The following is a 25,432-nucleotide window of genomic DNA, read 5'->3' as shown; positions in this document are numbered from 1 at the left end:
CAATGTTCCGCCGTACGTTCTGGTTCACCGCGGGCGCCGCAGCCGGTGTGTGGGCCACCACCAAGGTCAACCGCAAGATCAAGCAGCTGACGCCCGAGAGTCTCGCCGCGCAGGCCGCCGACAAGGCGGTCGAGGCAGGTCACCGGCTCAAGGACTTCGCGCTCGATGTCCGGGCGGGCATGGCGCAGCGCGAGAGCGAGCTGGGTGAGGCGCTCGGCCTGGAGCAGCAGAACGATCCCGAACTTCCCGCGCAGCGACGCATCGCTGCCATCGAGCACCCCAAGCATTCGTACAACCGGAATGAGGACCACTAATGGAGTCGGCTGAAATCCGCCGTCGCTGGCTGCGCTTCTTCGAGGAGCGCGGACACACTGTCGTGCCCTCGGCGTCGCTGATCGCGGACGACCCGACCCTGCTGCTGGTCCCCGCGGGCATGGTGCCCTTCAAGCCGTACTTCCTCGGCGAGGTCAAGCCGCCCGCGCCGCGCGTCACCAGCGTGCAGAAGTGCGTGCGTACGCCGGACATCGAAGAGGTCGGCAAGACCACCAGGCACGGCACGTTCTTCCAGATGTGCGGCAACTTCTCCTTCGGGGACTACTTCAAGGAAGGCGCCATCAAGTTCGCCTGGGAGCTGCTGACCAGCTCCGTCGCGGACGGTGGCTACGGCCTGGAGCCCGAGCGCCTGTGGATCACGGTCTACCTGGACGACGACGAGGCCGAGCGGATCTGGCGCGAGGTCGTCGGCGTGCCCGCCGAGCGCATCCAGCGGCTGGGCAAGAAGGACAACTTCTGGTCCATGGGCGTGCCGGGACCGTGCGGCCCTTGCTCCGAGATCAACTACGACCGGGGCCCCGACTTCGGCGTCGAGGGCGGCCCCGCCGTCAACGACGAGCGGTACGTGGAGATCTGGAACCTGGTCTTCATGCAGTACGAGCGCGGCGCCGGCGAGGGCAAGGACGACTTCCCGATCCTCGGCGACCTGCCGTCGCAGAACATCGACACCGGTCTCGGCCTCGAACGCCTGGCGATGATCCTCCAGGACGTGCAGAACCTGTACGAGATCGACACCTCGCAGGTCGTCATCGACAAGGCCACCGAGCTGACCGGCGTGCGGTACGGCGCCGAGCACGCCTCGGACGTCTCGCTGCGCGTCGTCACCGACCACATGCGTACGTCCGTGATGCTCATCGGCGACGGTGTCACCCCCGGCAACGAGGGCCGCGGCTATGTGCTGCGCCGCATCATGCGCCGCGCCATCCGCAACATGCGCCTGCTCGGCGCCGGCGGGCCGGTCGTCGCCGAGCTCGTCGACACGGCCATCAAGACCATGGGCGAGCAGTACCCGGAGCTGCTCACCGAGCGCAAGCGCATCGAGACCGTGGCCCTGGCCGAGGAGGCCGCCTTCGTCAAGACGCTGAAGGCCGGCACCAACATCCTCGACACCGCCGTCACCGAGACCAAGGCCTCGGGTGCGCAGGTCCTCGCCGGCGAGAAGGCCTTCCTGCTGCACGACACCTGGGGCTTCCCGATCGACCTCACCCTGGAGATGGCCGCCGAGCAGGGGCTGTCCGTGGACGAGGACGGTTTCCGCCGCCTGATGAAGGACCAGCGGGAGCGCGCCAAGGCCGACGCCAGGTCCAAGAAGACCGGCCACGCCGACCTCTCCGCCTATCGCCAGGTCGCCGACGCCTCGGGCACCACCGAGTTCACCGGGTACACCCGGACCGAGGGCGAGTCCACCGTCGTGGGCCTGCTCGTCGACGGTGTGCCCTCGCCGGCCGCCACCGAGGGCGACGAGGTCGAGATCGTCCTCGACCGCACCCCGTTCTACGCCGAGGGCGGCGGCCAGCAGGCCGACCAGGGCCGCATCAGGCTCGACTCCGGCGCGGTCGTGGTCGTGCGCGACGTGCAGCAGCCGGTCCCCGGCATCAGCGTCCACAAGGGTTCCGTGCAGGTCGGCGAGGTGACGGTCGGCGCTTCGGCGCACGCCGCCATTGACCTGACGCGCCGCAGGGCCATCGCCCGCGCCCACAGCGCCACGCACCTCACGCACCAGGCGCTGCGCGACGCTCTCGGCCCGACGGCCGCCCAGGCCGGCTCCGAGAACTCTCCCGGCCGGTTCCGCTTCGACTTCGGCTCGCCGGCCGCCGTTCCCGGCGCGGTCCTCACCGACGTCGAGCAGAAGATCAACGAGGTGCTCTCCCGGGAGCTGGACGTCACCGCCGAGGTGATGTCCATGGAGCAGGCCAAGAAGCAGGGCGCCATCGCCGAGTTCGGCGAGAAGTACGGCGACAAGGTGCGCGTGGTCACCATCGGTGACTTCTCCAAGGAGCTGTGCGGCGGTACGCACGTCCACAACACCGCCCAGCTGGGTCTGGTGAAGCTGCTCGGCGAGTCGTCGATCGGCTCGGGCGTACGGCGTGTCGAGGCCCTGGTCGGTGTCGACGCGTACAACTTCCTGGCCAGGGAGCACACCGTCGTCGCCCAGCTCCAGGAGCTGGTCAAGGGCCGTCCCGAGGAGCTCCCGGAGAAGATCTCCGGCATGCTCGCCAAGCTCAAGGACGCCGAGAAGGAAATCGAGAAGTTCCGCGGCGAGAAGGTCCTGCAGGCCGCGGCCGGTCTGGTCTCCGGTGCCAAGGACGTGCACGGCGTGGCCCTGGTCACCGGCCAGGTGCCCGACGGCACCTCGGCCGACGACCTGCGCAAGCTGGTCCTCGACGTCCGTGGCCGTATCCAGGGCGACCGCGCCGCCGTGGTCGCGCTGTTCACCACGGTCAACGGGCGTCCGCTGACGGTCATCGCCACCAACGAGGCCGCCCGCGAGCGTGGTCTCAAGGCCGGCGAGCTGGTCCGTACGGCCGCCAAGACCCTCGGTGGCGGTGGCGGCGGCAAGCCGGACGTCGCCCAGGGCGGCGGTCAGAACCCGGCCGCCATCGGGGACGCCGTGGCCGCCGTCGAGCGCGCCGTCGCCGAAACGGCCTGACCCGCCGTGCGCAGAGGCCGTCGCCTCGCGATCGACGTCGGGGACGCCCGGATCGGGGTCGCCTCGTGCGACCCCGACGGGGTCCTCGCCACACCGGTGGAGACCGTGCCGGGACGTGACGTCCCGGCCGCCCACCGGCGGCTGAAGCAGCTCGTCGACGAGTACGAACCCATCGAGGTCGTCGTCGGCCTTCCTCGCTCCCTCAACGGGGGCGAGGGGCCGGCCGCGGCCAAGGTGCGGATCTTCGCCCAGGAGATCGCGCGGGGCATCGCGCCCGTCCCGGTGCGGCTGGTCGACGAGAGGATGACCACAGTGACGGCCAGTCAGGGGCTGCGCGCTTCGGGCGTGAAGTCCAAGAAGGGCAGGTCGGTCATCGACCAAGCGGCCGCAATTGTCATCCTTCAGAACGCCCTTGAGGCCGAACGGGGCTCAGGTAAACCCCCGGGTGAGGGCGTCGAAGTGGTTGTCTGATCGCGATACGGTAACGTTCCGCGCGATGCGGCGGCGTTCGAACAGTTGCCGCACAAAGAAGAGGCGGAACCGGTTGCCGTGCCCCACGCGCGATGCAGCCGACGCCTCGCGGCTCTATGGGGTTTGATGACTGACTATGGCCGGGGCACAGGTCGTGAACCGTGGCATCCCGAGGACCCGCTGTACGGGGACCCGGGGTGGGACGGACAGCAGGCCGCGCACGGCCAGGGTTCCTACGGTGGCCGGCCTCAGCAGCCTCAGCAGCCGTACTACGACGGGCAGCATCAGCACCAACAGCCTCAGCAGCCCTATTACGACGGGCAGCAGCAGCCCCAGTACGACGGCCATCGGCAGCCGCAGCAACAGCAGCCCCAGTACGACAACGGGCAGCAGCAACACCCCGGGTACCCGGACCAGCAGCAGTACAACAACAGCGGCTGGGACACGGGGCAGCAGCAGGGCGCCGTCCCGTACGACGTGAATCCGGCGGACCCGTACGGCGGTCAGCAGCCCGGCTACGGCGGCGAGAGCCCCGACTACTACGGCACACCCGAGGCGTACCCCCCACCGCAGCCGCCCGGCCGGCGCCACAGCGCGCCGGAGCAGAGCGACGACTGGGACTCCACGCCCGAGGCGGAGGCTCCCGAGGAGCACCCCTTCTTCGCCGGCGGCAACGACCGCGACGACGACGGCGAGTACGACGACGATCCGGACGAGAAGCGCCGGGGGCGCGGCGGCGAGCGCCGGGGCAAGACCAAGAAGAAGAGCCGCACCGGCTGCGCCTGCCTGGTCCTGTCACTGATCATGGCCGGCGGCGTGGGCGGTGTCGCGTACTTCGGCTACGAGTTCTGGCAGGACCGCTTCGGCGAGCCCGCCGACTATGCGGGCCGCGGCACGGGCTCGGTCGAGATCGAGGTCCCCAAGGGCGCGGGCGCCGCCGTGATGGGCTCCATCCTGGAGAAGGAAGGCGTGGTCAAGAGCGCCGGAGCCTTCGTGTCGGCGGCGGCCGGCAATCCCAAGTCCAAGGGAATCCAGCCGGGCATCTACCCGCTGAAGAAGGAGATGTCCGCCAAGGCGGCTCTCGAAGTGATGGTCAACCCGTCGAACCTGAACGCCCTGATCATCAGCGAAGGCCAGCGGAACGTAAAGATTTACGCGGAGATCGACAAGCGGCTGAAGCTCAAGGACGGGACGACCCGGGACGTCGCGAAGAGCGAGTCCAAGAATCTCGGACTGCCCACCTGGGCAAATGATAATACGAAGATCAAGGACCCGCTGGAGGGATTCCTTTATCCGGCGCGCTACGACGTGGGCGGAAAGTCGACCCCCAAGTCCGTACTCAAGGAAATGGTCGCGCGGGCCAACGGTCAGTACGCGAGCCAGGACCTCGAAGCGCAGGCCAACCGGCTGGGTCTCGACTCTCCGTTGCAGCTCGTCACGGTCGCCAGCCTGGTGCAGGCCGAGGGTAAGACGCACGAGGACTTCCGCAAAATGGGCGAGGTCGTCTACAACCGCCTCAAGCCCGATAACGACCAGACGAACCAGAAGCTCCAGTTCGACTCTGCCTTCAATTACCTCAGGGGTCAGAGCAACATCAAGATCAGCGAGTCCGAGATCAATAGCAACCCGGACCCGTACAACACCTATTTCCATAAGGGCCTTACTCCCGGCCCCATCGGAAATCCGGGCTCCGAGGCGATGGCCGCCGCCCTGAACCCGACGAAGGACGGCTGGCTGTATTTCGTGGCGACGGACGGTGAGCACCAGACGGAGTTCGCCAAGACGATCGCCGAATTCAATAAGCTGAAGGACAAGTTCAATGAAAGCCAGGGACTCGACTGAGGCGCGCCGGGCGGCCGTTCTCGGGTCGCCCATCGCCCACTCGCTCTCACCCGTGCTGCACCGCGCCGCCTATCAGGAGCTCGGTCTCGCCCATTGGTCGTACGACCGCTTCGAGGTGGACGAGGCCGCGCTCGCCGGCTTCGTGGAGGGCCTCGACGCCTCCTGGGCGGGGCTGTCGCTGACCATGCCGCTGAAGCGCGCGGTCATGCCGCTACTCGACACGGTCAGCGACACGGCGGCCTCGGTCGAGGCGGTCAACACCGTCGTGTTCACCGAGGACGGCCGCCGCACGGGCGACAACACCGACATCCCCGGGATGATCGCCGCACTGCGTGAGCGGGGCGTGGACCAGGTCGAGTCCGCCGCCGTCCTGGGCGCCGGCGCCACCGCGTCCTCGGCGCTCGCCGCGCTCTCCCGCATCTGTACGGGCCCGGTCACCGCGTATGTACGCAGCGCGGCCCGCGCCGACGAGATGCGCCAGTGGGGGGAGCGGCTCGGGGTGCGGGTGCGCATCGCGGACTGGGCGGAGGCGGACCTGGCGCTGAGCGCGCCGCTAGTCGTGGCCACCACCCCGGCCGGCGCCACCGACGAGCTCGCGAAGGCCGTCCCCGACCACCCGGGCACGCTTTTCGACGTCCTGTACCACCCCTGGCCGACCGCTCTGGCCGGTGCCTGGTCGGCGCGCGGCGGCGCGGTCGTGGGCGGTCTTGACCTGCTGGTCCACCAGGCGGTCCTCCAGGTGGAGCAGATGACGGGCCGCGCCGTCGCGCCCCTCGCGGTCATGCGGAAAGCCGGGGAGCAGGCGCTCGCGGCCCGCTAGCGCCCTCCGGGTCCCTTTGCGTGACGGGGGAGAACAGCATGGGCGCCATCGGCATGGGCCTGCCACAGGCTTCCGGCGTTGGCGAGTCCTCGACGGCCTGTTCACCGACCACCTGGGCTCGTACGCGCCCAGCGACGGCGACGGGGGCTGACGGGCGTCCGACTGCTGGACCTGGGGCCGGGCCGGGGGGCCGTTCGTGGGAGGATCGGGGATGGCGGGCCAGGGCCGCGCACCCGGTCGCGCCGCAGCAGTTCGGGCGCGAGCATGAGGAGCATCGTTGAGCAGGTTGCGCTGGCTGACCGCGGGGGAGTCCCACGGCCCCGCACTCGTCGCGACGCTGGAGGGCCTTCCCTCCGGCGTACCCATCACCACGGACATGGTGGCGGACGCGCTGGCCCGGCGGCGGCTCGGCTATGGCCGTGGTGCCCGCATGAAGTTCGAGAAGGACGAAGTCACCTTCCTCGGCGGCGTACGGCACGGCCTGACCATGGGCGGCCCCGTCGCGATCATGGTGGGCAACACCGAGTGGCCCAAGTGGGAGCAGGTCATGTCGGCCGACCCGGTCGACCCCGACGAACTGGCCAAGCTCGCCCGTAACGCCCCGCTGACCCGCCCGCGCCCCGGCCACGCCGACCTCGCGGGCATGCAGAAGTACGCACTCGACGAGGCCCGTCCGGTCCTGGAGCGCGCCAGCGCCCGGGAGACCGCGGCCCGCGTCGCGCTGGGCACGGTCGCCCGCTCCTACCTCAAGCAGACCACCGGCATCGAGATCGTGTCGCACGTCGTCGAGCTGGCCGCGGCCAAGGCGCCGTACGGCGTCGTCCCGGTCCCCGGCGACGAGGCGAAGCTCGACGCCGACCCGGTGCGCTGCCTGGACGCGGCCGCCAGCGAGGCGATGGTCGCCGAGATCGACCAGGCCCACAAGGACGGCGACACGCTGGGTGGCGTCGTCGAGGTCCTCGCGTACAACGTGCCCGTGGGCCTCGGCTCGTTCGTGCACTGGGACCGGCGCCTGGACGCCCGGCTGGCCGCCGCCCTCATGGGCATCCAGGCCATCAAGGGCGTCGAGGTCGGCGACGGCTTCGGCCTCGCCCGGGTGCCAGGATCGCAGGCCCACGATGAGATCGTCCCCGGCGAGAACGGCGTGCGCCGCACCTCCGGCCGGGCCGGCGGCACCGAGGGCGGGATGTCGACCGGTGAACTGCTGCGTGTCCGGGCCGCGATGAAGCCGATCGCGACCGTGCCGCGCGCGCTGGCCACCATCGACACCGTCACCGGTGAGGTGGCCGCGGCCCACCACCAGCGCTCCGACGTGTGCGCCGTGCCCGCCGCCGGGATCGTGGCCGAGGCCATGGTCGCGCTCGTCCTCGCGGAGGCGGTCGGCGAGAAGTTCGGCGGCGACAGCGTGGGCGAGACCCGCCGCAACGTGCGGGGCTACCTCGACACCCTGGTCGTACGATGACCGGCCCGCTGGTCGTCCTGGTCGGCCCCATGGGGGTCGGCAAGTCCACGGTCGGTGAACTGCTGGCCGAGCGGCTCGGCTGTGCGTACCGGGACACCGACGCGGACATCGTCGAGGCCGAGGGCCGGCCGATCTCGGAGATCTTCGTCGAGGCGGGCGAACCGTACTTCCGCGACCTGGAACGCGAGGCGGTACGCGCGGCGCTCGCCGAGCACACCGGCGTACTCGCCCTGGGCGGCGGCGCGGTCCTCGACGAGGGCACCCGCGCGGCGCTGGCCGGGCACCCGGTCGCCTACCTCTCGATGAATGTGGGCGAGGCACTCAAGCGGGTCGGGCTCAACACCGCGCGCCCGCTGCTGGCCGTCAACCCCCGCCAGCAGTGGAAGCTCCTGATGGAGGCGCGCCGCCCCCTCTACACCGAGGTCGCCGGCGCGGTCGTCGCCACCGACGACCGCACCCCCGAAGAGGTCGCACGGGCGGTCCTCGACGCACTGGAATTGAAGGAAGCATGACGGAGCAGGCAGCACCCACCCGAATTCAGATCGGCGGCAGCGAGGGCGCGGAGCCGTACGAGGTGCTGGTCGGACGGCAGCTCCTCGGGGAGCTCCCCGGGCTGATCGGCGAGCGTGCCCAGCGGGTGGCGGTCCTGCACCCGGAGGCGCTCGCCGGCACCGGCGAGGCGATCCGTGAGGACCTCGCGAGCCAGGGCTACGAGGTCATCGCGATCCAGCTGCCGAACGCCGAGGAGTCCAAGACCGTCGAGGTCGCGGCGTACTGCTGGAAGGCGCTCGGCCAGACCAACTTCACCCGCACCGACGTCATCGTCGGCGTCGGCGGCGGCGCCACCACCGACGTGGCGGGCTTCGTCGCGGCGACATGGCTGCGCGGGGTGCGCTGGGTCGCCGTGCCGACGACCGTGCTGGGCATGGTCGACGCCGCGGTCGGCGGCAAGACCGGCATCAACACCGCCGAGGGCAAGAACCTCGTCGGCGCCTTCCACCCGCCGGCCGGTGTGCTCTGCGACCTGGCGGCGCTGGACTCGCTGCCGGTGAACGACTACATCAGCGGTCTCGCCGAGGTCATCAAGGCGGGCTTCATCGCCGACCCGGTGATCCTCGAACTGATCGAGGAGGACCCGGTGGGGGCCCGCTCGCCCGACGGGCGGCACGCCGCCGAGCTGATCGAGCGCGCCATCCGGGTCAAGGCCGACGTCGTCTCCAGCGACCTCAAGGAATCGGGGCTGCGCGAGATCCTCAACTACGGGCACACCCTCGCGCACGCCATCGAGAAGAACGAGCGCTACAACTGGCGGCACGGCGCCGCGGTGTCCATCGGCATGGTCTTCGCCGCCGAACTGGGCCGTCTCGCGGGTCGCCTCGACGACGCGACCGCCGACCGGCACAGCGCGGTCCTGGAGTCCGTCGGGCTGCCGCTCACCTACCGCGGCGACCAGTGGCCCAAGCTGCTGGAGGCCATGAAGGTCGACAAGAAGTCCCGCGGCAATCTGCTGCGCTTCATCGTCCTCGACGGTCTCGCCAAGCCGACGGTCCTGGAGGGCCCGGACCCGGCGGTGCTGCTGGCCGCCTACGGCGAGGTGTCCAAGTGACAGCGGCCACCCGGCGGGTGCTGGTACTCAACGGACCCAACCTCGGCAGGCTCGGCTCGCGCGAGCCCGATGTCTACGGGGCGACGTCCTACAGCGGACTCGTCGAGGAATGCGGGCGGCTCGGCAAGCAGCTCGGCTTCGACGTCGATGTCCGCGAGACCAATGACGAGGGCGAGCTGATCCGCTGGCTGCACGAGGCCGCCGACGGTTCAATTCCGGTCGTTCTCAACCCGGGTGCTTTCACGCACTACTCGTACGGAATGCGGGACGCGGCGGCCCAGCGCACCGCGCCGCTCATCGAGGTGCACATCTCGAATCCGTACACACGCGAGGAATTCCGGCACACCTCGGTCGTCGCGGCCGTCGCCAGCGGCACCATCGCGGGCTTCGGCATCGGCTCCTACCGCCTGGCCCTGCGCGCCCTCGCCGACGAACTCGACGGCTGACAGGGCACTCTGGACCTGCCCCGGCCGTTCACAGTGCAGCGGCCGGGGAGGGTACCGTTCAGTAGGCCTTGGCCGCCCCGGCCCAGCACGAGTCGCCTGTACGAGACGGAGTGGCACCGGATGCAGCACGCTATGGGGGCTCCGCTGCCACCGCCCCACGAGGCCGGCGCCGCGTGGGCGCAGGGCGCCCCGCACCCCGCCGGTCCTCCGGCACCCCACGGGCCCCCGCAGGTGCCTCCGGGCCCCGCCCGGGCCCCCGGCTGGACGGCGCACGCCCCGCAGCACCCGCAGGGGCCGGCGTCCCGGGACACCACGGGACACATACAGCTGCCGCCCGGCGGCCCCGTTCCCGTGCCCGCGCCGCCGCCCGCCGCGGCGGGCGCCAACACCGGCAGTACCACGCTGGCCGTGCTCCTCATCGGCCCGGCCGGTGCGGGCAAGACGACCGTCGCCAAGTACTGGGCGCAGCACCGCAGGGTGCCGACCGCGCACATCAGCCTCGACGACGTACGCGAATGGGTCTGCTCGGGCTTCGCCGACCCGCAGTCCGGCTGGAACGACCACTCCGAGGCCCAGTACCGCCTCGCCCGCCGCACCTGCGGCTTCGCCGCCCGCAACTTCCTGGCCAACGGCATCTCGTGCATTGTCGACGACGCCGTCTTCCCGGACCGGCCCGTCGTCGGGCTCGGCGGCTGGAAGCGCCATGTCGGCCCCGGACTGCTGCCCGTCGTGATCCTTCCCGGCCTGGAGATCGTGCTGGAGCGCAATGCCCAGCGCGGCGGCAACCGCCGTCTCTCGGACGAGGAAGTCGCCCGTATCCACGGCCGGATGGCCGGGTGGTACGGCTCGGGGCTGCCGATCATCGACAACTCGCAGTACGACGTGCCGACCACGGCCCGGGTACTGGACGAGGTGCTGGCCCGCTCCATCGCCAGCCCGCCCAGCTGGTAGCCGCCCGGCCCAGGTGCGGGGGAGCGCCCCGCCCCTGGGCGCGGCGGCCCCGCCGCCCGGTCGGACGCGCTGAACCGGCCGGGTCGCGCGGGCGCTCGTAGGCTCGTGGCATGTCAGAGGTGCATGCGGTTCGCCGCGGACGGCTGCGTGACCGGTGTGCCGCGGCCGGCAGCGCCGCCGCACTCGTCTCCAGTCCCGCCAATGTCCGCTATCTCGCCGGCGGAGCGCCGCCCGGCGCCGTGCTGCTGCTCGGTCCCGGCGGGGGCGACGACGTCCTGCTCTGCCCCCGTACCTCACTGGTCGACCCCGCCGACGGCCGTCCCGACGAGTCGCTGCGGGTCACGGTCCTGCCGATGCCGGGAGGCGACACCGTGGTCGCGGCGGCCGGCCTCGTCGCCGCGTCCGGCGCGCAGTCCCTCGCCGTGGAGGAGCACCACCTCACCGTCGCCCGGCACCGGGCGCTCGGCTCGGTCGCGCCGCGGCTTCGCCTGCACGATCTCGCGGGCGCCGTGGAGCAGCTGCGGATCGTCAAGGGCGAGGAGGAGATCACGAGCCTGCGGACCGCGGCCGAGATCACCGACCAGGCCCTCGGTGAGCTGCTCGAATCGATTCTGGTCGGGCGCACCGAGCGTCATCTCGCCCTGGAGCTGGAGCGCCGGCTGGTCGACCACGGCGCAGACGGCCCCGCCTTCGTGACCTCGGTGGCCACCGGTCCCAATTCGGGACAGGGCAGACACCGGCCGTCGGACAGGCGGGTCGAGGAAGGAGATTTCCTCTCCGTCTGCCTCGGCGCCAACTACCGCGGCTACCGTTGCGAGATCGGTCGCACCTTCGTCATCGGCTCGGCGCCCGCGGACTGGCAGATCGAGCTGTACGACCTCGTATTCGCCGCTCAGCGGGCGGCCCGGGAGGCTCTGGCACCCGGCGTCGCCTACCGCGAAGTGGACCGTGCTGCCCGCCAGGTACTGGACGCGGCGGGCTACGGGGAGAACCTCCCAGCACGGACCGGACACGGTGTGGGGCTCGAAATCGAGGAGGACCCGGAGCTGGCACCTGCGGCCATGGGTAAACTGGACGCTTGTGTGCCGGTCACCGTCGAACCGGGGGTCCACCTCCCGGGCCGGGGCGGTGTCCGGATCGATGACACGCTCGTCGTTCGCCCCGAGGCGGACGGCGGACCCGAGCTACTCACCATCACGACCAAGGAGCTGCTCGCGCTGTAGCCGTGTGCCGCAGCGTGCACCCGAGGTCCCACCAGCCTTCAGTCCAGGAGATTCCGCAACCGTGGCTTCCACGAACGACCTCAAGAACGGCCTGGTGCTCAAGCTCGACGGAGGCCAGCTCTGGTCCGTCGTCGAGTTCCAGCACGTCAAGCCCGGCAAGGGCCCTGCCTTCGTGCGCACCAAGCTCAAGAACGTGCTCTCCGGCAAGGTGGTCGACAAGACCTTCAACGCCGGCGTGAAGGTCGAGACGGCCAGCATCGACAAGCGCGACATGCAGTTCTCGTTCAAGGACGGCGACAACTTCGTCTTCATGGACATGGACACGTACGACCAGATCTACGTCGATCCCAAGGTTGTCGGGGACGCCTCCAACTTCCTGCTGGAGGGCTTCGAGGCCAGCGTCGCGATGTACGAGGGCAGCCCCCTCTACATCGAGCTGCCCGCCGCGGTCGAGCTGGTCATCAAGTACACCGAGCCCGGCGTCCAGGGCGACCGCTCCACCGGTGGCTCCAAGCCGGCCGAGCTGGAGACGGGCCACGAGATCGGCGTTCCGCTCTTCATCACCACCGGTGAGAAGATCAAGGTCGACACCCGTACGGGCGACTACCTCGGCCGGGTGAACAGCTAACCGTGGCTGCCCGGAACAAGGCGCGTAAGCGCGCCTTCCAGATCCTTTTCGAGGCCGACCAGCGCGGTGAGTCCGTGCAGACGGTCCTCGCGGACTGGATTCGGCATGCCAGGACCGACGACCGGCAGCCGCCGGTGACCGAGTACACGATGTCGCTCGTCGAGGGGTACGCGGAACACGCGGACCGTATCGAGGAGCTCATCTCCACCTACGCGGTGGACTGGGCGATCGACCGGATGCCGGTCGTCGACCGAAACCTGCTGCGGCTCGGCGCGTTCGAGCTCGTGTGGGTGGACGAGACGCCCGACGCGGTGGTGATCGACGAGGTGGTACAGCTCGCCAAGGAGTTCTCCACCGACGACTCCCCGTCCTTTGTGAACGGCATGCTGAGCCGTTTCAAGGACCTCAAGCCGAACCTGCGCCGCGAGAACCGCGAATAGTTTCCGCCAGGGGGACGGCCGAAAAGGGGCCTGCGACACGCTGAGAGCGTGTCGCAGGCCCCTTTCATGGCTTCCACGGGTCCCGGGGCCCCGCCGTGCCCACGTCTCGCGTACGGGCCCGTGGGCGACGCGGGAACGCCGGGGTCGGCAGAGGCGAAAAGCCACTGCCGACCCCGGCGTTACGTTTCTGCTGGGTCCGATCAGACGTCGTCGTGAGCGACCGCACGGCGTGCGTCGGAGTCCAGCACGCCCCAGCTGATGAGCTGCTCGGTCAGGACCGAGGGCGACTGGTCGTAGATCACGGCAAGGGTGCGCAGGTCGTCCTGGCGGATCGACAGCACCTTGCCGTTGTAGTCGCCGCGCTGCGACTGGATCGTGGCGGCGTACCGCTGGAGCGGGCCGGCCTTCTCCGCCGGGACGTGCGCGAGACGCTCCAGGTCGAGGCGGAGCTTGGGCGGCGGCTCGGCTGCTCCACCGGGCGTCGTGCCGGGCAGGAGCTCCTGCACGGGGACCCCGTAGAAGTCCGCCAGCTCGGCGAGGCGTTGCACGGTCACGGCGCGGTCGCCGCGCTCGTACGACCCGACTACGACGGCCTTCCAACGGCCCTGGGACTTTTCCTCGACACCGTGGAGGGAAAGGCCCTGCTGGGTGCGGATGGCGCGGAGCTTGGCCCCGAGCTGTTTGGCGTATTCGCTGGACATATGGCTCCCCGGACGAAGACTGGTAACTCACTGTGAGGTTACGCAGCGTTACTTGGATGCGTCAAGCCGAATGGTCCGGACCGGTTCTTTCCGGGGCCCCCGAAGAGGTCGCGGAAACGCCCTGGTACTGTGGATGACGCAATTTCGACGTCCTTTAAGATCCGTCCTGTGAGGCGGAGAAGGGGGTCCGTTTTTCAATGGACGCAATGAATTCCGATGAGGCACGCCCTGTTCTTGAGGGCCCCGACATCGCGCGGGTACTGACCCGCATCGCCCACGAGATCGTCGAGCGCGCCAAGGGCGCCGACGACGTGGTGCTCCTGGGCATTCCCACCCGCGGTGTCTTCCTGGCCCGCCGGCTCGGCGCCAAGCTCGAAGAGATCACCGGCCGGAAAGTACCGGTCGGCTCCCTCGACATCACCATGTACCGCGACGACCTGCGCAGAGGCCCGGCACGCGCCCTCGCGCGCACCGAAATCCCCGATGAGGGCATCGAGGACCGGCTCGTCGTCCTCGTCGACGACGTGCTCTTCTCCGGCCGTACGATCCGGGCCGCGCTCGACGCGCTGGGCGACATGGGCCGCCCCCGCGCCGTACAGCTGGCGGTCCTCGTCGACCGCGGCCACCGCGAACTGCCGATCCGCGCCGACTACGTCGGCAAGAACCTCCCCACGTCGTTGCGGGAGACGGTCAAGGTCCAGCTCGCCGAGGAGGACGGCCGCGACGCCGTGCTGCTCGGTCTGAAGCAGACCGCTCCGGTCGGCGAGCAGTAGCGCTCTCCCGCACGGGCCCGAGAACCGGGTCCGTACCCGGCCGCGCCCTGCCCGCCTTCACTTTCGCGCCCCTCCACGACTCACGGAGCACCAGATGAAGCGCCACCTCATCTCGGCCGCCGACCTCACCCGCGACGACGCCGTCCTGATCCTCGACACCGCCGAGGAGATGGCCCGGGTAGCGGACCGGCCGATCAAGAAGCTGCCGACGCTGCGCGGACGCACCGTCGTCAATCTCTTCTTCGAGGACTCGACCCGTACCCGCATCTCCTTCGAGGCCGCCGCCAAGCGCCTCTCCGCCGACGTCATCAACTTCTCCGCGAAGGGCTCGTCCGTCTCCAAGGGCGAGTCGCTGAAGGACACCGCGCTGACGCTGGAGGCCATGGGCGCGGACGCCGTCGTCATCCGGCACGGCGCCTCCGGCGCCCCCTACCGCCTCGCGACCTCCGGCTGGATCGACGGCGCGGTCGTCAACGCGGGCGACGGCACCCACGAACACCCCACGCAGGCGCTGCTCGACGCCTTCACGATGCGCCGCCGGCTCGTCGGCGCCGACGCGGGCACAGGGCGTGACCTGGGCGGTCGTCGCATCACGATCGTCGGCGACGTCCTGCACAGCCGCGTCGCCCGCTCCAATGTCCTGCTGCTGCACACCCTCGGTGCCGAGGTGACGCTCGTGGCGCCTCCCACCCTGGTACCGATCGGCGTCGAGAATTGGCCCTGCGAGGTCAGCTACGACCTCGACGGGGTGCTGCCGAAGTCCGACGCGGTCATGATGCTGCGTGTGCAGCGCGAGCGGATGAACGCCGCCTTCTTCCCCACCGAGCGCGAGTACTCGCGCCGCTACGGCCTGGACGGCGACCGGATGGCGCGGATGCCCGAGCACGCCATCGTGATGCACCCCGGCCCGATGAACCGCGGCATGGAGATCACCGCGCAGGTCGCGGACTCCGACCGCTGCACGGCCGTCGAGCAGGTCGCCAACGGCGTCAGCACCCGGATGGCCGTCCTCTATCTGCTTCTGGGCGGCAATGAGCCCGCCATCTCGACCAACGCCCGCACCGAGGAGAACAAGTAACCATGAGCAAGATCCTGATCCGCGGTGCGAAGGTCCTGGGCGGCGAGCCGCAGGACGTCCTGATCGACGGCGAGACGATCGCCCAGGTCGGCGCCCACATCGAAGCGGGCGACGCGACCGTCGTCGAGGCGGCGGGCAAGGTCCTGCTGCCGGGCCTCGTCGATCTGCACACGCACCTGCGCGAGCCGGGCCGCGAGGACTCCGAGACCGTGCTCACCGGCACCAAGGCCGCCGCCGTCGGCGGCTTCACGGCCGTCCACGCCATGGCCAACACCTTCCCCGTCGCCGACACCGCGGGCGTCGTCGAGCAGGTCTGGCGCCTCGGCAAGGAGTCCGGCTACTGCGACGTCCAGCCCATCGGCGCCGTCACCGTCGGTCTTGAGGGCAAGAAGCTCGCGGAGCTCGGCGCCATGCACGACTCCGCCGCCGCCGTGAAGGTCTTCTCCGACGACGGCAAGTGCGTGGACGACGCCGTGATCATGCGCCGCGCGCTGGAGTACGTGAAGGCATTCGACGGTGTCGTCGCGCAGCACGCCCAGGAGCCCCGCCTCACCGAGGGTGCCCAGATGAACGAGGGCATCGTCTCCTCGGAGCTGGGCCTCGGCGGCTGGCCGTCCGTCGCCGAGGAGTCGATCATCGCCCGCGATGTCCTCCTCGCCGCCCACGTGGACTCGCGGGTGCACATCTGCCACCTCTCGACCGCCGGTTCGGTGGAGATCGTCCGCTGGGCCAAGTCCAAGGGCTGGAACGTCACCGCCGAGGTCACCCCGCACCACCTGCTGCTCACGGACGAGCTCGTCCGTACGTACAACCCGGTCTACAAGGTGAACCCGCCGCTGCGCACCGAGGCCGACGTGATGGCCCTGCGCGAGGCACTCGCCGACGGGACCATCGACTGCGTCGCCACCGACCACGCCCCGCACCCGCACGAGGACAAGGACTGCGAGTGGGCCGCGGCCGCCATGGGCATGGTCGGTCTGGAGACCGCCCTGTCCGTCGTCCAGCAGACGATGGTGGACAGCGGCCTGATCGACTGGGCGGGCGTCGCGGACCGGATGTCCTTCCGGCCTGCGGCCATCGGCCGGCTGGAGGGTCACGGCCGCCCCGTCTCGGCAGGAGAGCCCGCGAACCTCACGCTCGTCGATCCGGCTTACCGTGGAACCGTGGACCCCTCGGGCTTCGCCTCCCGCAGCCGCAACACCCCCTACGAGGGCCGTGAGCTGCCGGGACGCGTCACCCACACCTGGCTGAGGGGCCGCGCGACGGTCGTTGACGGGATTCTGGCGTGACACCTTTCATTCATCTGGCAGCCGAGGCCGCCGAGCAGAAGTCGGCCGAAGTGACCGATTGGGCCGCCCGCGTGGGGTGGGTCGTCGGGCTGCTGCTCTTCATCACCCTCGTCTATTGGCTGATGCGCCAGGGCTGGAAGTGGCGCGGCACCCTCCAGTCGGACCTGCCCGAGCTGCCCACCGCGCCCGAATCGCCCGGAGCGGCCAAGCTGAGCATGAGCGGCCGCTACCACGGGTCGACGACCGCCGGGCACTGGCTCGACCGGATCGTGGCGCACGGTCTCGGCACCCGTAGCAAGGTCGAGCTGACGCTCACCGACGAGGGGCTCGACGTCGTACGCCCCGGGGCGAGCGACTTCTTCGTCCCGGCGGCGGCGCTGCGCGAGGCCCGTCTCGACAAGGGCATCGCGGGCAAGGTCCTCGCCGAGGGCGGCCTGCTGGTCGTCACCTGGCAGCACGGGGACCGGCAGATCGACTCCGGCTTCCGCTCCGACCGGGCCGCCGAGCACGCCGCCTGGGTCGAGGCGGTCAACACCATGAGCGAAACCAACAGCATCACAACGGAAGGCACCGCACGATGACGATCTCCACCCGGGGAGCCGGCAGGGCTCCCGCCGTACTCGTCCTGGAGGACGGTCGCAGCTTCCGCGGCCATGCCTACGGGGCCGTGGGGGAGACCTTCGGCGAGGCGGTGTTCAACACCGGCATGACCGGCTACCAGGAAACCCTCACGGACCCGTCGTACCACCGCCAGGTCGTCGTGATGACGGCCCCGCACATCGGCAACACCGGAGTCAACGACGAGGACGACGAGTCGGGGAGGATCTGGGTCGCCGGTTACGTCGTGCGCGACCCCGCCCGCATCCCGTCCAACTGGCGCTCGCGCCGCTCCCTCGACGAGGAGCTGGTCGGCCAGGGCGTCGTGGGCATCAGCGGCATCGACACCCGCGCCCTCACCCGCCACCTGCGCGAGCGCGGCGCCATGCGCGTCGGCATCTTCTCCGGCGACGCGCTCGCCGACGAGGCCACGCTGCTCGCCCGCGTCCAGCAGGCCCCCGAGATGACGGGCGCCGACCTGGCCGCCGAGGTCGCCACCAAGGAGGCGTACGTCGTCCCCGCGATCGGTGCGAAGAAGTTCACCGTCGCCGCCATCGACCTCGGCATCAAGGGCATGACCCCGCACCGGATGGCCCAGCGCGGCATCGAGGTGCACGTGCTGCCCTCCACCGCCACGGTCGAGGAGGTGTACGCGGTCGGCCCCGACGGCGTTTTCCTCTCCAACGGTCCCGGCGACCCCGCCACCGTCGACCTCACGGTCGTCAAGGCGGTCCTGGAGCGCAGGACCCCGCTCTTCGGCATCTGCTTCGGCAACCAGATCCTGGGCCGCGCGCTCGGCTTCGGCACGTACAAGCTCAAGTACGGTCACCGCGGCATCAACCAGCCGGTGAAGGACCGTTCCACCGGCAAGGTCGAGATCACCGCGCACAACCACGGATTCGCCGTCGACGCCCCGCTCGACAAGATCTCCGACACCCCCTTCGGTCGCGCGGAGGTCTCCCACGTCTGCCTCAACGACAACGTGGTGGAGGGCCTTCGACTGCTCGACCAGCCGGCCTTCAGCGTCCAGTACCACCCCGAGGCAGCAGCGGGTCCGCACGACGCCGCGTACCTGTTCGACCGCTTCACGTCTTTGATGAACACAGCCCAGATGGAGGACCAGCGTGCCTAAGCGCACCGATATCCAGTCCGTCCTGGTCATCGGTTCAGGACCGATCGTCATCGGCCAGGCCGCGGAGTTCGACTACTCCGGCACCCAGGCCTGCCGCATCCTGAAGGCCGAGGGCCTGCGGGTCATCCTGGTCAACTCCAACCCGGCGACGATCATGACCGACCCGGAGATCGCCGACGCGACCTACGTCGAGCCGATCACCCCGGAGTTCGTCGAGAAGATCATCGCCAAGGAGCGCCCCGACGCGCTGCTGCCGACCCTCGGCGGCCAGACCGCGCTCAACACCGCGATCTCCATGCACGAGCAGGGTGTGCTGGAGAAGTACGGCGTCGAGCTCATCGGCGCCAACGTCGAGGCCATCAACAAGGGCGAGGACCGCCAGCTCTTCAAGGGCGTCGTCGAGGCCGTGCACGCCAAGATCGGCCACGGCGAGTCCGCCCGCTCGGTCATCTGCCACACCATGGACGACATCATCGGCGGCGTCGAGACGCTCGGCGGCTACCCCGTCGTCGTCCGCCCCTCCTTCACCATGGGCGGCGCCGGCTCCGGCTTCGCGCACGACGAGGAGGAACTGCGCCGCATCGCCGGACAGGGCCTGATGCTCTCGCCGACCACCGAGGTCCTCCTGGAGGAGTCCATCCTCGGCTGGAAGGAGTACGAGCTGGAGCTGATGCGCGACAAGAACGACAACGTCGTGGTCGTCTGCTCCATCGAGAACTTCGACCCGATGGGCGTGCACACCGGCGACTCCATCACCGTCGCCCCGGCGATGACGCTGACCGACCGCGAGTACCAGCGGCTGCGCGACGTGGGCATCGCGATCATCCGCGAGGTCGGCGTCGACACCGGCGGCTGCAACATCCAGTTCGCCGTCAACCCCGAAGACGGCCGGATCATCGTCATCGAGATGAACCCGCGCGTCTCGCGCTCCTCGGCGCTCGCGTCGAAGGCCACGGGCTTCCCGATCGCGAAGATCGCCGCGCGGCTGGCCGTTGGCTACACGCTGGACGAGATCCCCAACGACATCACCGAGAAGACCCCGGCGTGCTTCGAGCCCACCCTCGACTACGTCGTCGTCAAGGTGCCGCGCTTCGCCTTCGAGAAGTTCCCGGCCGCCGACGCCACCCTCACCACCACCATGAAGTCGGTGGGCGAGGCCATGGCGATCGGCCGCAACTTCACCGAGGCGCTCAACAAGGCGCTGCGCTCGCTGGAGAAGAAGGGCAGCCAGTTCACCTTCGTCGGTGAGCCCGGCGACAAGGTCGCGCTCCTGGAGACCGCGAAGGTCCCCACCGACGGGCGTATCAACACCGTCATGCAGGCGATGCGGGCCGGCGCCACCCCCGAGGAGATCTTCGACGCCACGAAGATCGACCCGTGGTTCGTCGACCAGATGTTCCTGATCAAGGAGCACGCCGACGAGCTCGCCGCCGCCGAGAAGCTCGATCCCGAGCTGCTCGCGGACGCGAAGCGGCACGGCTTCTCCGACGCCCAGATCGGCGAGATCCGCGGTCTGCGCGAGGACGTCGTCCGCGAGGTCAGGCACGCGCTCGGAGTACGCCCGGTCTACAAGACGGTCGACACCTGCGCCGCCGAGTTCGCCGCGAACACCCCGTACTTCTACTCCTCGTACGACGAGGAGTCCGAGGTCGCACCGCGCACCAAGCCCGCCGTGATCATCCTGGGCTCGGGTCCGAACCGTATCGGCCAGGGCATCGAGTTCGACTACTCCTGCGTCCACGCCTCCTTCGCGCTCAGCGAAGCGGGCTACGAGACCGTGATGGTCAACTGCAACCCGGAGACCGTCTCCACCGACTACGACACCTCCGACCGGCTTTACTTCGAGCCGCTCACCCTGGAGGACGTACTGGAGATCGTGCACGCCGAGTCCCTCGCGGGGCCGATCGCCGGTGTCATCGTCCAGCTCGGCGGCCAGACCCCGCTGGGCCTCGCCCAGGCGCTCAAGGACAACGGCGTACCGGTCGTCGGCACGCCGCCGGAGGCCATCCACGCCGCCGAGGACCGCGGCGCGTTCGGCCGGGTCCTCGACGAGGCCGGTCTGCCCGCGCCCAAGCACGGCACCGCGACGACCTTCGACGAGGCCAAGGCCATCGCCGACGAGATCGGCTACCCGGTGCTCGTACGCCCGTCCTACGTGCTGGGCGGGCGCGGCATGGAGATCGTGTACGACGAGACCCGGCTCTCCTCGTACATCTCCGAGTCCACCGAGATCGGCCCCGACCGGCCGGTCCTGGTCGACCGGTTCCTCGACGACGCGATCGAGATCGACGTCGACGCGCTCTACGACGGCACCGAGCTCTACCTCGGTGGCGTCATGGAGCACATCGAGGAAGCCGGCATCCACTCCGGCGACTCCGCCTGCGCGCTGCCCCCGATCACCCTCGGCGGCTTCGACATCAAGCGGCTGCGGATCTCCACGGAGGCCATCGCCAAGGGCGTCGGCGTCCGCGGACTGATCAACATCCAGTTCGCACTGGCCGGCGACATCCTCTACGTCCTGGAGGCCAACCCGCGCGCCTCACGTACCGTCCCCTTCACCTCGAAGGCGACCGCGGTGCCGCTCGCGAAGGCCGCCGCCCGCATCTCGCTGGGCGCCACCGTCGCGGAACTGCGCGCCGAGGGGCTGCTGCCGAGGACCGGCGACGGCGGCACCCTGCCGCCGGACGCGCCGATCTCCGTCAAGGAGGCCGTGATGCCGTGGAGTCGCTTCCGCGACATGCACGGACGCGGCGTCGACACCGTGCTCGGTCCGGAGATGCGCTCCACCGGCGAGGTCATGGGCATCGACTCGGTCTTCGGCACGGCATACGCCAAGTCGCAGGCCGGAGCGTACGGCCCGTTGCCCACCAAGGGCCGCACGTTCATCTCGGTCGCCAACCGCGACAAGCGCACGATGATCTTCCCGGCCCGTGAGCTCGTCGCGCACGGCTTCGAGCTGCTCGCCACCTCGGGCACCGCCGAGGTGCTGCGCCGCAACGGCATCAATGCCACGGTGGTGCGCAAGCTGAGCGAGGGCGAGGGCCCGAACGGCGAGAAGACCATCGTCCAGCTCATCCACGACGGCGAGGTCGACCTCATCATCAACACGCCGTACGGCACGGGCGGCCGACTCGACGGCTACGAGATCCGCACGGCGGCCGTGGCGCGCGGCGTCCCGTGCCTGACGACGGTCCAGGCGCTCGCCGCCGCCGTCCAGGGCATCGACGCACTCAACCGCGGCGACGTCGGCGTCCGTTCCCTCCAGGAACACGCCGAACACCTGACCGCGGCTCGCGCGGAATAGGGCGAACGAGGGGGACACCGGTCGGTGTCCCCCTCTTCATGAGCCCCCTTCATGAGCTTCTGCCTCATGACCCCCTCCCGCCCCTCGTTCAGAAGGCACCCGCAGCCCATGTACAAACTCTTCTTCAACCTCGTCTTCCGGCGCATGGACCCCGAGCAGGCCCACTACCTGGCCTTCCGCTGGATCCGGCTGGCCGCCCGCGTCCCGGTCCTGCGCACCTTCGTCGCTGCCGCCCTCGCGCCCCGCTACGAGGAACTGCGCACCGAGGCATTCGGCCTGCGCATGCACGGCCCCTTCGGCCTCGCCGCCGGCTTCGACAAGAACGCCGTGGCGATCGACGGGATGTCGATGCTCGGCTTCGACCACATCGAGATCGGTACGGTCACCGCCCAGCCGCAGCCGGGCAACCCCAAGAAGCGCCTCTTCCGGCTCGTGAAGGACCGTGCGCTCATCAACCGCATGGGGTTCAACAACGAGGGCTCCGAGGTCGTCGCGGAGCGCCTGGGTACCCGCAGGCCCGTCTTCACGACCACCGTCGGCGTCAACATCGGTAAGACCAAGGCCGTCGCGGAGGAGGAGGCCATCGGCGACTACGTCACCTCCACCGAGCGGCTGGCCGCCCACGCCGACTACCTCGTGGTCAATGTCTCCTCCCCGAACACACCCGGCCTGCGCAACCTCCAGGCCACCGAGGCGCTGCGCCCGCTGCTCAGCGCCGTGCGCGAGGCCGCCGACCGCACCGTCACCGGCCGGCGCGTCCCGCTCCTCGTGAAGATCGCGCCCGACCTGGCTAACGAGGACGTCGACGCGGTCGCCGACCTGGCCCTGGAGCTCGGGCTGGACGGCATCATCGCCACCAACACCACCATCGCCCGCGACGGCCTCGGCCTGAAGTCGGACCCGGCCCTGGTCAAGGAGACCGGTGGACTGTCCGGAGCGCCCGTCAAGGAGCGCTCCCTGGAGGTCCTGACCCGCCTGTACGCGCGCGTGGGCGACCGGATCACCCTGGTGGGCGTCGGCGGCATCGAGAACGCCGAGGACGCCTGGCAGCGCATCCTGGCGGGCGCCACGCTCGTCCAGGGCTACAGCGCCTTCGTCTACGAGGGCCCGTTCTGGGGCCGCGCCGTCCACAAGGGCCTGGCCGCGCGCCTCGCCAACAGCCCGTACGCCACCCTCGCGGACGCCGTCGGCGCCGGGACGAGGAAGGCCGCCCGATGACCGTGGAATCCCCAGGGACCGCCGGTTCCCCCGGTGCCGTCGAGACCTTCGGTACGCGCCTGCGCCACGCCATGGACACCCGCGGCCCGCTCTGCGTCGGCATCGACCCGCACGCCTCGCTGCTCCACGCGTGGGGCCTGGGCGACGACATCGCCGGCCTGACGGCCTTCACCCGCACGGTCGTCGACGCGCTGGCCGACCGGGTCGCCGTGCTCAAGCCGCAGTCGGCCTTCTACGAGCGCTTCGGCTCGCGCGGCATCGCGGTCCTGGAGAAGGCGGTCGAGGAGGCGCGGGCGGCCGGCGCGCTGGTGCTGATGGACGCCAAGCGCGGCGACATCGGCTCGACCATGGCCGCGTACGCGGCGACGTACCTCGACAAGGACTCGCCGCTCTTCAGCGACGCGGTCACCGTCTCGCCCTACCTGGGCTTCGGATCGCTGCGCCCGGCGCTGGACGCGGCGCGGGTCAGCGGAGCGGGTGTCTTCGTGCTCGCCCTGACCTCCAACCCGGAGGGCGCGGAGGTCCAGCGTGCGACGGTGGCCGACGGGCGCTCGCTCGCGCAGGTGATGCTCGACCACATGGCGGCCGAGAACGCGGGCGCCACGCCCCTGGGCTCGGTCGGCGCGGTGGTCGGCGCGACCCTCGGCGACGCGGGCGTCGACCTCGCCGTCAACGGCCCGCTGCTGGCGCCCGGCATCGGCGCTCAGGGCGCGACCCCGGCCGATCTGCCGGGTGTCTTCGGGTCCGCCGTCGGCAATGTCGTCCCGAGTGTGAGCCGCGGCGTACTGCGCCACGGCCCGGACGTGGCCGGACTGCGGGAGTCCGCTTCCCGCTTCGCCGACGAGGTGCGGGCGGCGGTCTCGGGGGCGTGAGGAGCGGCCCTTCGGGTGGCTGTCGCCGGGTTGTGGTGGCCTTGGAGCGGGTCACCCGAACCGTGTTGACGGATTCCTGACCCAAAAGCGGGGTGATATGACCGAAATATCCCAACCGGTGGAGGCTGACCAGGACTTTTCGTCTGTTCTCGCTGACTGGAGCGGTCCTGGCCGCTAGTCTCCGTCGAGAGCAAACGCACAACTCCGTTGTGCGTTGCTCGCCCCGGTGTGGGGCGACCAGCTTCCTCACCGGTCCGTATCCGACAGTTCGACATCCGAGGTGACGTAGGCGTGGCTCTTCCGCCCCTTACCCCTGAACAGCGCGCAGCCGCGCTCGAAAAGGCCGCCGCGGCTCGCCGGGAGCGGGCCGAGGTCAAGAATCGACTCAAGCACTCCGGTGCCTCGCTCCATGAGGTCATCAAGCAGGGTCGGGAGAACGATGTCATCGGCAAGATGAAGGTCTCGGCCCTTCTCGAGTCACTGCCCGGCGTGGGCAAGGTCCGCGCCAAGCAGATCATGGAGCGTCTGGGGATCTCCGAGAGCCGTCGTGTGCGCGGCCTCGGGTCCAATCAGATCGCCTCTTTGGAGCGTGAGTTCGGCGGCGGCGGCGCCTGACGTTCTCGGGCACTCCCGAGAAGCTGGATAATCAGCTCCATGGCTGCAACATCCCGGGGGACGCCCCCCGTACCCCCGGACGTACGTCCGCGGCTGACCGTGCTCTCCGGCCCTTCCGGGGTCGGCAAGAGCACGGTCGTCGCCCATATGCGCAAGGTCCACCCCGAGGTCTGGCTCTCGGTGTCGGCCACCACACGCAAACCGCGCCCCGGCGAGCGTCACGGCATTCAGTATTTCTTCGTCAGTGACGACGAGTTCGACAAGCTGATCGCCAACGGCGAACTGCTGGAGTGGGCCGAGTTCGCGGGCAACCGGTACGGCACGCCCCGGCGTGCTGTGAGCGACCGGATCGACGCGGGTGAGGCCGTGCTCCTGGAGATCGACCTCCAAGGCGCACGCCTGGTCCGCGAGTCGATGCCGGAGGCCCGGCTGGTCTTCCTGGCCCCGCCCAGCTGGGACGAGCTGGTGCGCAGGCTGACCGGCCGCGGCACCGAGTCGTCCGACGTCATCGAGCGTCGGCTGGCCGCCGCCAAGATCGAACTCGCCGCCGAGGCGGAGTTCGATACGACCCTTGTCAACACCTCCGTCGAGGACGTGGCGCGCGAGCTGCTAACGTTGATGGAAGTTGCTTGATCTCTGTCCACTTTTTCGGAAGGTAGAGCGTGTCCTCTTCCATTTCCACGCCCGAGGGCATCATCAACCCGCCGATCGACGAGCTGCTCGAGGCTACGGACTCGAAGTACAGCCTCGTGATCTACGCGGCCAAGCGTGCGCGTCAGATCAATGCGTACTACTCGCAGCTCGGTGAGGGTCTGCTCGAGTACGTCGGTCCTCTGGTGGACACTCACGTCCACGAGAAGCCGCTCTCGATCGCCCTGCGCGAGATCAACGCGGGTCTGCTGACCTCCGAGGCCATTGAGGGCCCCGCTCAGTAGCACCAGGCGCAGGAATAATTTTCACCACAGGCCCGGCAGCGCGACT

General features: G+C 69.9%; 25 protein-coding genes. 24 read left to right on the top strand and 1 reads right to left on the bottom strand.

Translation table 11 applies throughout. From position 1 onward, the window contains the following. Nucleotides 1-2 precede the first annotated feature (2 nt). The 13 genes from ACLLJJ_RS04920 to nusB all read left to right on the top strand — a co-directional run bounded on the left by ACLLJJ_RS04920 (nt 3) and on the right by nusB (nt 12,872). Nucleotides 3-314: a DUF6167 family protein gene (locus tag ACLLJJ_RS04920; protein WP_283520644.1), complete on the top strand. Its 312-nt coding sequence runs from the start codon at nt 3-5 to the stop codon at nt 312-314. Continuing rightward, nucleotides 314-2,983: an alanine--tRNA ligase gene (gene alaS / locus ACLLJJ_RS04915; RefSeq protein ID WP_434588023.1), complete on the top strand. Its 2,670-nt coding sequence runs from the start codon at nt 314-316 to the stop codon at nt 2,981-2,983. The genes ACLLJJ_RS04920 and alaS overlap by 1 nt, the downstream gene beginning before the upstream one ends. Before the next feature lie 6 nt (nt 2,984-2,989). Continuing rightward, a complete protein-coding gene (gene ruvX / locus ACLLJJ_RS04910; RefSeq protein WP_283520641.1) occupies nt 2,990-3,454 on the top strand; it encodes a Holliday junction resolvase RuvX in 465 nt (154 codons plus the stop codon). A 126-nt stretch (nt 3,455-3,580) separates the two neighbouring features. After that, the gene (gene mltG / locus ACLLJJ_RS04905) at nt 3,581-5,296 is read left to right on the top strand and encodes an endolytic transglycosylase MltG (protein ID WP_434588022.1); all 1,716 of its coding nucleotides are present in this window, start codon (nt 3,581-3,583) and stop codon (nt 5,294-5,296) included. Next, on the top strand, nt 5,274-6,116 hold the full coding sequence (locus ACLLJJ_RS04900) for a shikimate dehydrogenase (RefSeq protein ID WP_434588021.1): 843 nt from the start codon (nt 5,274-5,276) through the stop codon (nt 6,114-6,116). Before mltG ends, ACLLJJ_RS04900 begins: the two co-directional genes overlap by 23 nt. A 277-nt stretch (nt 6,117-6,393) precedes the next feature. After that, the gene (gene aroC / locus ACLLJJ_RS04895) at nt 6,394-7,578 is read left to right on the top strand and encodes a chorismate synthase (RefSeq protein WP_434588020.1); all 1,185 of its coding nucleotides are present in this window, start codon (nt 6,394-6,396) and stop codon (nt 7,576-7,578) included. Further along, entirely contained in the window at nt 7,575-8,090 is a 516-nt protein-coding gene (locus tag ACLLJJ_RS04890) for a shikimate kinase (protein WP_434588019.1), read from the top strand. Before aroC ends, ACLLJJ_RS04890 begins: the two co-directional genes overlap by 4 nt. Further along, on the top strand, nt 8,087-9,184 hold the full coding sequence (aroB, locus tag ACLLJJ_RS04885) for a 3-dehydroquinate synthase (RefSeq protein WP_434588018.1): 1,098 nt from the start codon (nt 8,087-8,089) through the stop codon (nt 9,182-9,184). The genes ACLLJJ_RS04890 and aroB overlap by 4 nt, the downstream gene beginning before the upstream one ends. Next, nucleotides 9,181-9,630, top strand: coding sequence for a type II 3-dehydroquinate dehydratase (gene aroQ, locus ACLLJJ_RS04880; RefSeq protein ID WP_434588017.1), 450 nt, complete (start codon nt 9,181-9,183; stop codon nt 9,628-9,630). Before aroB ends, aroQ begins: the two co-directional genes overlap by 4 nt. Before the next feature lie 120 nt (nt 9,631-9,750). Beyond that, nucleotides 9,751-10,581: a Pro-rich N-terminal domain-containing protein gene (locus ACLLJJ_RS04875; RefSeq protein ID WP_434588016.1), complete on the top strand. Its 831-nt coding sequence runs from the start codon at nt 9,751-9,753 to the stop codon at nt 10,579-10,581. Nucleotides 10,582-10,691: 110 nt separating this feature from the next. Then, entirely contained in the window at nt 10,692-11,804 is a 1,113-nt protein-coding gene (locus ACLLJJ_RS04870) for a M24 family metallopeptidase (RefSeq protein ID WP_434588015.1), read from the top strand. Nucleotides 11,805-11,865: 61 nt separating this feature from the next. After that, nucleotides 11,866-12,432 carry an elongation factor P gene (gene efp, locus ACLLJJ_RS04865; RefSeq protein WP_283520631.1) on the top strand — a complete coding sequence of 189 codons (567 nt, stop codon included), beginning with the start codon at nt 11,866-11,868 and terminating at the stop codon, nt 12,430-12,432. Nucleotides 12,433-12,434: 2 nt separating this feature from the next. After that, complete coding sequence (nusB, locus tag ACLLJJ_RS04860; RefSeq protein ID WP_434588014.1) at nt 12,435-12,872, top strand: transcription antitermination factor NusB; 438 nt, start codon at nt 12,435-12,437, stop codon at nt 12,870-12,872. 200 nt (nt 12,873-13,072) lie between these two features. Here nusB and bldD read toward each other — a convergent pair whose 3' ends face one another. Next, a complete protein-coding gene (gene bldD / locus ACLLJJ_RS04855) occupies nt 13,073-13,573 on the bottom strand; it encodes a transcriptional regulator BldD (protein ID WP_283520629.1) in 501 nt (166 codons plus the stop codon). A gap of 197 nt (nt 13,574-13,770) precedes the next feature. Between bldD and pyrR the strand changes: the two genes are divergently transcribed. From pyrR to rpoZ, 11 genes are all read left to right on the top strand, one after another. Then, nucleotides 13,771-14,346 (top strand): bifunctional pyr operon transcriptional regulator/uracil phosphoribosyltransferase PyrR, encoded by a 576-nt coding sequence (pyrR, locus tag ACLLJJ_RS04850; protein WP_434588013.1) that lies wholly within the window; start codon nt 13,771-13,773, stop codon nt 14,344-14,346. 94 nt (nt 14,347-14,440) lie between these two features. Next, nucleotides 14,441-15,424: an aspartate carbamoyltransferase catalytic subunit gene (locus ACLLJJ_RS04845; protein ID WP_434588012.1), complete on the top strand. Its 984-nt coding sequence runs from the start codon at nt 14,441-14,443 to the stop codon at nt 15,422-15,424. Nucleotides 15,425-15,426: 2 nt separating this feature from the next. After that, the gene (locus ACLLJJ_RS04840; protein ID WP_434588011.1) at nt 15,427-16,713 is read left to right on the top strand and encodes a dihydroorotase; all 1,287 of its coding nucleotides are present in this window, start codon (nt 15,427-15,429) and stop codon (nt 16,711-16,713) included. Next, entirely contained in the window at nt 16,710-17,294 is a 585-nt protein-coding gene (locus ACLLJJ_RS04835; RefSeq protein WP_434588010.1) for a hypothetical protein, read from the top strand. Before ACLLJJ_RS04840 ends, ACLLJJ_RS04835 begins: the two co-directional genes overlap by 4 nt. Further along, nucleotides 17,291-18,442: a glutamine-hydrolyzing carbamoyl-phosphate synthase small subunit gene (gene carA / locus ACLLJJ_RS04830; protein WP_434588009.1), complete on the top strand. Its 1,152-nt coding sequence runs from the start codon at nt 17,291-17,293 to the stop codon at nt 18,440-18,442. The genes ACLLJJ_RS04835 and carA overlap by 4 nt, the downstream gene beginning before the upstream one ends. After that, the gene (gene carB / locus ACLLJJ_RS04825; RefSeq protein WP_434588008.1) at nt 18,435-21,746 is read left to right on the top strand and encodes a carbamoyl-phosphate synthase large subunit; all 3,312 of its coding nucleotides are present in this window, start codon (nt 18,435-18,437) and stop codon (nt 21,744-21,746) included. The genes carA and carB overlap by 8 nt, the downstream gene beginning before the upstream one ends. Nucleotides 21,747-21,854: 108 nt before the next feature. Further along, nucleotides 21,855-22,964: a quinone-dependent dihydroorotate dehydrogenase gene (locus ACLLJJ_RS04820; protein ID WP_434588007.1), complete on the top strand. Its 1,110-nt coding sequence runs from the start codon at nt 21,855-21,857 to the stop codon at nt 22,962-22,964. Continuing rightward, the gene (pyrF, locus tag ACLLJJ_RS04815) at nt 22,961-23,836 is read left to right on the top strand and encodes an orotidine-5'-phosphate decarboxylase (protein ID WP_434588006.1); all 876 of its coding nucleotides are present in this window, start codon (nt 22,961-22,963) and stop codon (nt 23,834-23,836) included. Before ACLLJJ_RS04820 ends, pyrF begins: the two co-directional genes overlap by 4 nt. A gap of 291 nt (nt 23,837-24,127) precedes the next feature. Beyond that, entirely contained in the window at nt 24,128-24,451 is a 324-nt protein-coding gene (locus tag ACLLJJ_RS04810) for an integration host factor (RefSeq protein WP_434588005.1), read from the top strand. A 39-nt stretch (nt 24,452-24,490) separates the two neighbouring features. Then, nucleotides 24,491-25,084 carry a guanylate kinase gene (gmk, locus tag ACLLJJ_RS04805; protein ID WP_434588004.1) on the top strand — a complete coding sequence of 198 codons (594 nt, stop codon included), beginning with the start codon at nt 24,491-24,493 and terminating at the stop codon, nt 25,082-25,084. A gap of 29 nt (nt 25,085-25,113) precedes the next feature. Continuing rightward, on the top strand, nt 25,114-25,386 hold the full coding sequence (gene rpoZ, locus ACLLJJ_RS04800) for a DNA-directed RNA polymerase subunit omega (RefSeq protein ID WP_028814064.1): 273 nt from the start codon (nt 25,114-25,116) through the stop codon (nt 25,384-25,386). Nucleotides 25,387-25,432 lie beyond the last annotated feature (46 nt).

This window comes from Streptomyces sp. A5-4 (assembly GCF_051131715.1).
Classification (GTDB): Bacteria; Actinomycetota; Actinomycetes; order Streptomycetales; family Streptomycetaceae; genus Streptomyces.
This window is presented reverse-complemented; position numbering and strand designations above follow the sequence as displayed.

Bases quoted from the DNA above. Each gene is read 5' to 3' on its own strand.
- alaS (WP_434588023.1), top strand. From the start codon at position 314: ATGGAGTCGGCTGAAATCCGCCGTCGCTGGCTGCGCTTCTTCGAGGAG.
- pyrR (WP_434588013.1), top strand. From the start codon at position 13,771: ATGGACGCAATGAATTCCGATGAGGCACGCCCTGTTCTTGAGGGCCCC.
- ACLLJJ_RS04875 (WP_434588016.1), top strand. From the start codon at position 9,751: ATGCAGCACGCTATGGGGGCTCCGCTGCCACCGCCCCACGAGGCCGGC.
- ACLLJJ_RS04900 (WP_434588021.1), top strand. From the start codon at position 5,274: ATGAAAGCCAGGGACTCGACTGAGGCGCGCCGGGCGGCCGTTCTCGGG.
- ACLLJJ_RS04870 (WP_434588015.1), top strand. From the start codon at position 10,692: ATGTCAGAGGTGCATGCGGTTCGCCGCGGACGGCTGCGTGACCGGTGT.
- mltG (WP_434588022.1), top strand. From the start codon at position 3,581: ATGACTGACTATGGCCGGGGCACAGGTCGTGAACCGTGGCATCCCGAG.
- ACLLJJ_RS04920 (WP_283520644.1), top strand. From the start codon at position 3: ATGTTCCGCCGTACGTTCTGGTTCACCGCGGGCGCCGCAGCCGGTGTG.
- bldD (WP_283520629.1), bottom strand. From the start codon at position 13,573: ATGTCCAGCGAATACGCCAAACAGCTCGGGGCCAAGCTCCGCGCCATC.
- aroB (WP_434588018.1), top strand. From the start codon at position 8,087: ATGACGGAGCAGGCAGCACCCACCCGAATTCAGATCGGCGGCAGCGAG.
- ACLLJJ_RS04890 (WP_434588019.1), top strand. From the start codon at position 7,575: ATGACCGGCCCGCTGGTCGTCCTGGTCGGCCCCATGGGGGTCGGCAAG.
- pyrF (WP_434588006.1), top strand. From the start codon at position 22,961: ATGACCGTGGAATCCCCAGGGACCGCCGGTTCCCCCGGTGCCGTCGAG.
- ACLLJJ_RS04845 (WP_434588012.1), top strand. From the start codon at position 14,441: ATGAAGCGCCACCTCATCTCGGCCGCCGACCTCACCCGCGACGACGCC.
- gmk (WP_434588004.1), top strand. From the start codon at position 24,491: ATGGCTGCAACATCCCGGGGGACGCCCCCCGTACCCCCGGACGTACGT.
- ACLLJJ_RS04820 (WP_434588007.1), top strand. From the start codon at position 21,855: ATGTACAAACTCTTCTTCAACCTCGTCTTCCGGCGCATGGACCCCGAG.
- ACLLJJ_RS04840 (WP_434588011.1), top strand. From the start codon at position 15,427: ATGAGCAAGATCCTGATCCGCGGTGCGAAGGTCCTGGGCGGCGAGCCG.
- carA (WP_434588009.1), top strand. From the start codon at position 17,291: ATGACGATCTCCACCCGGGGAGCCGGCAGGGCTCCCGCCGTACTCGTC.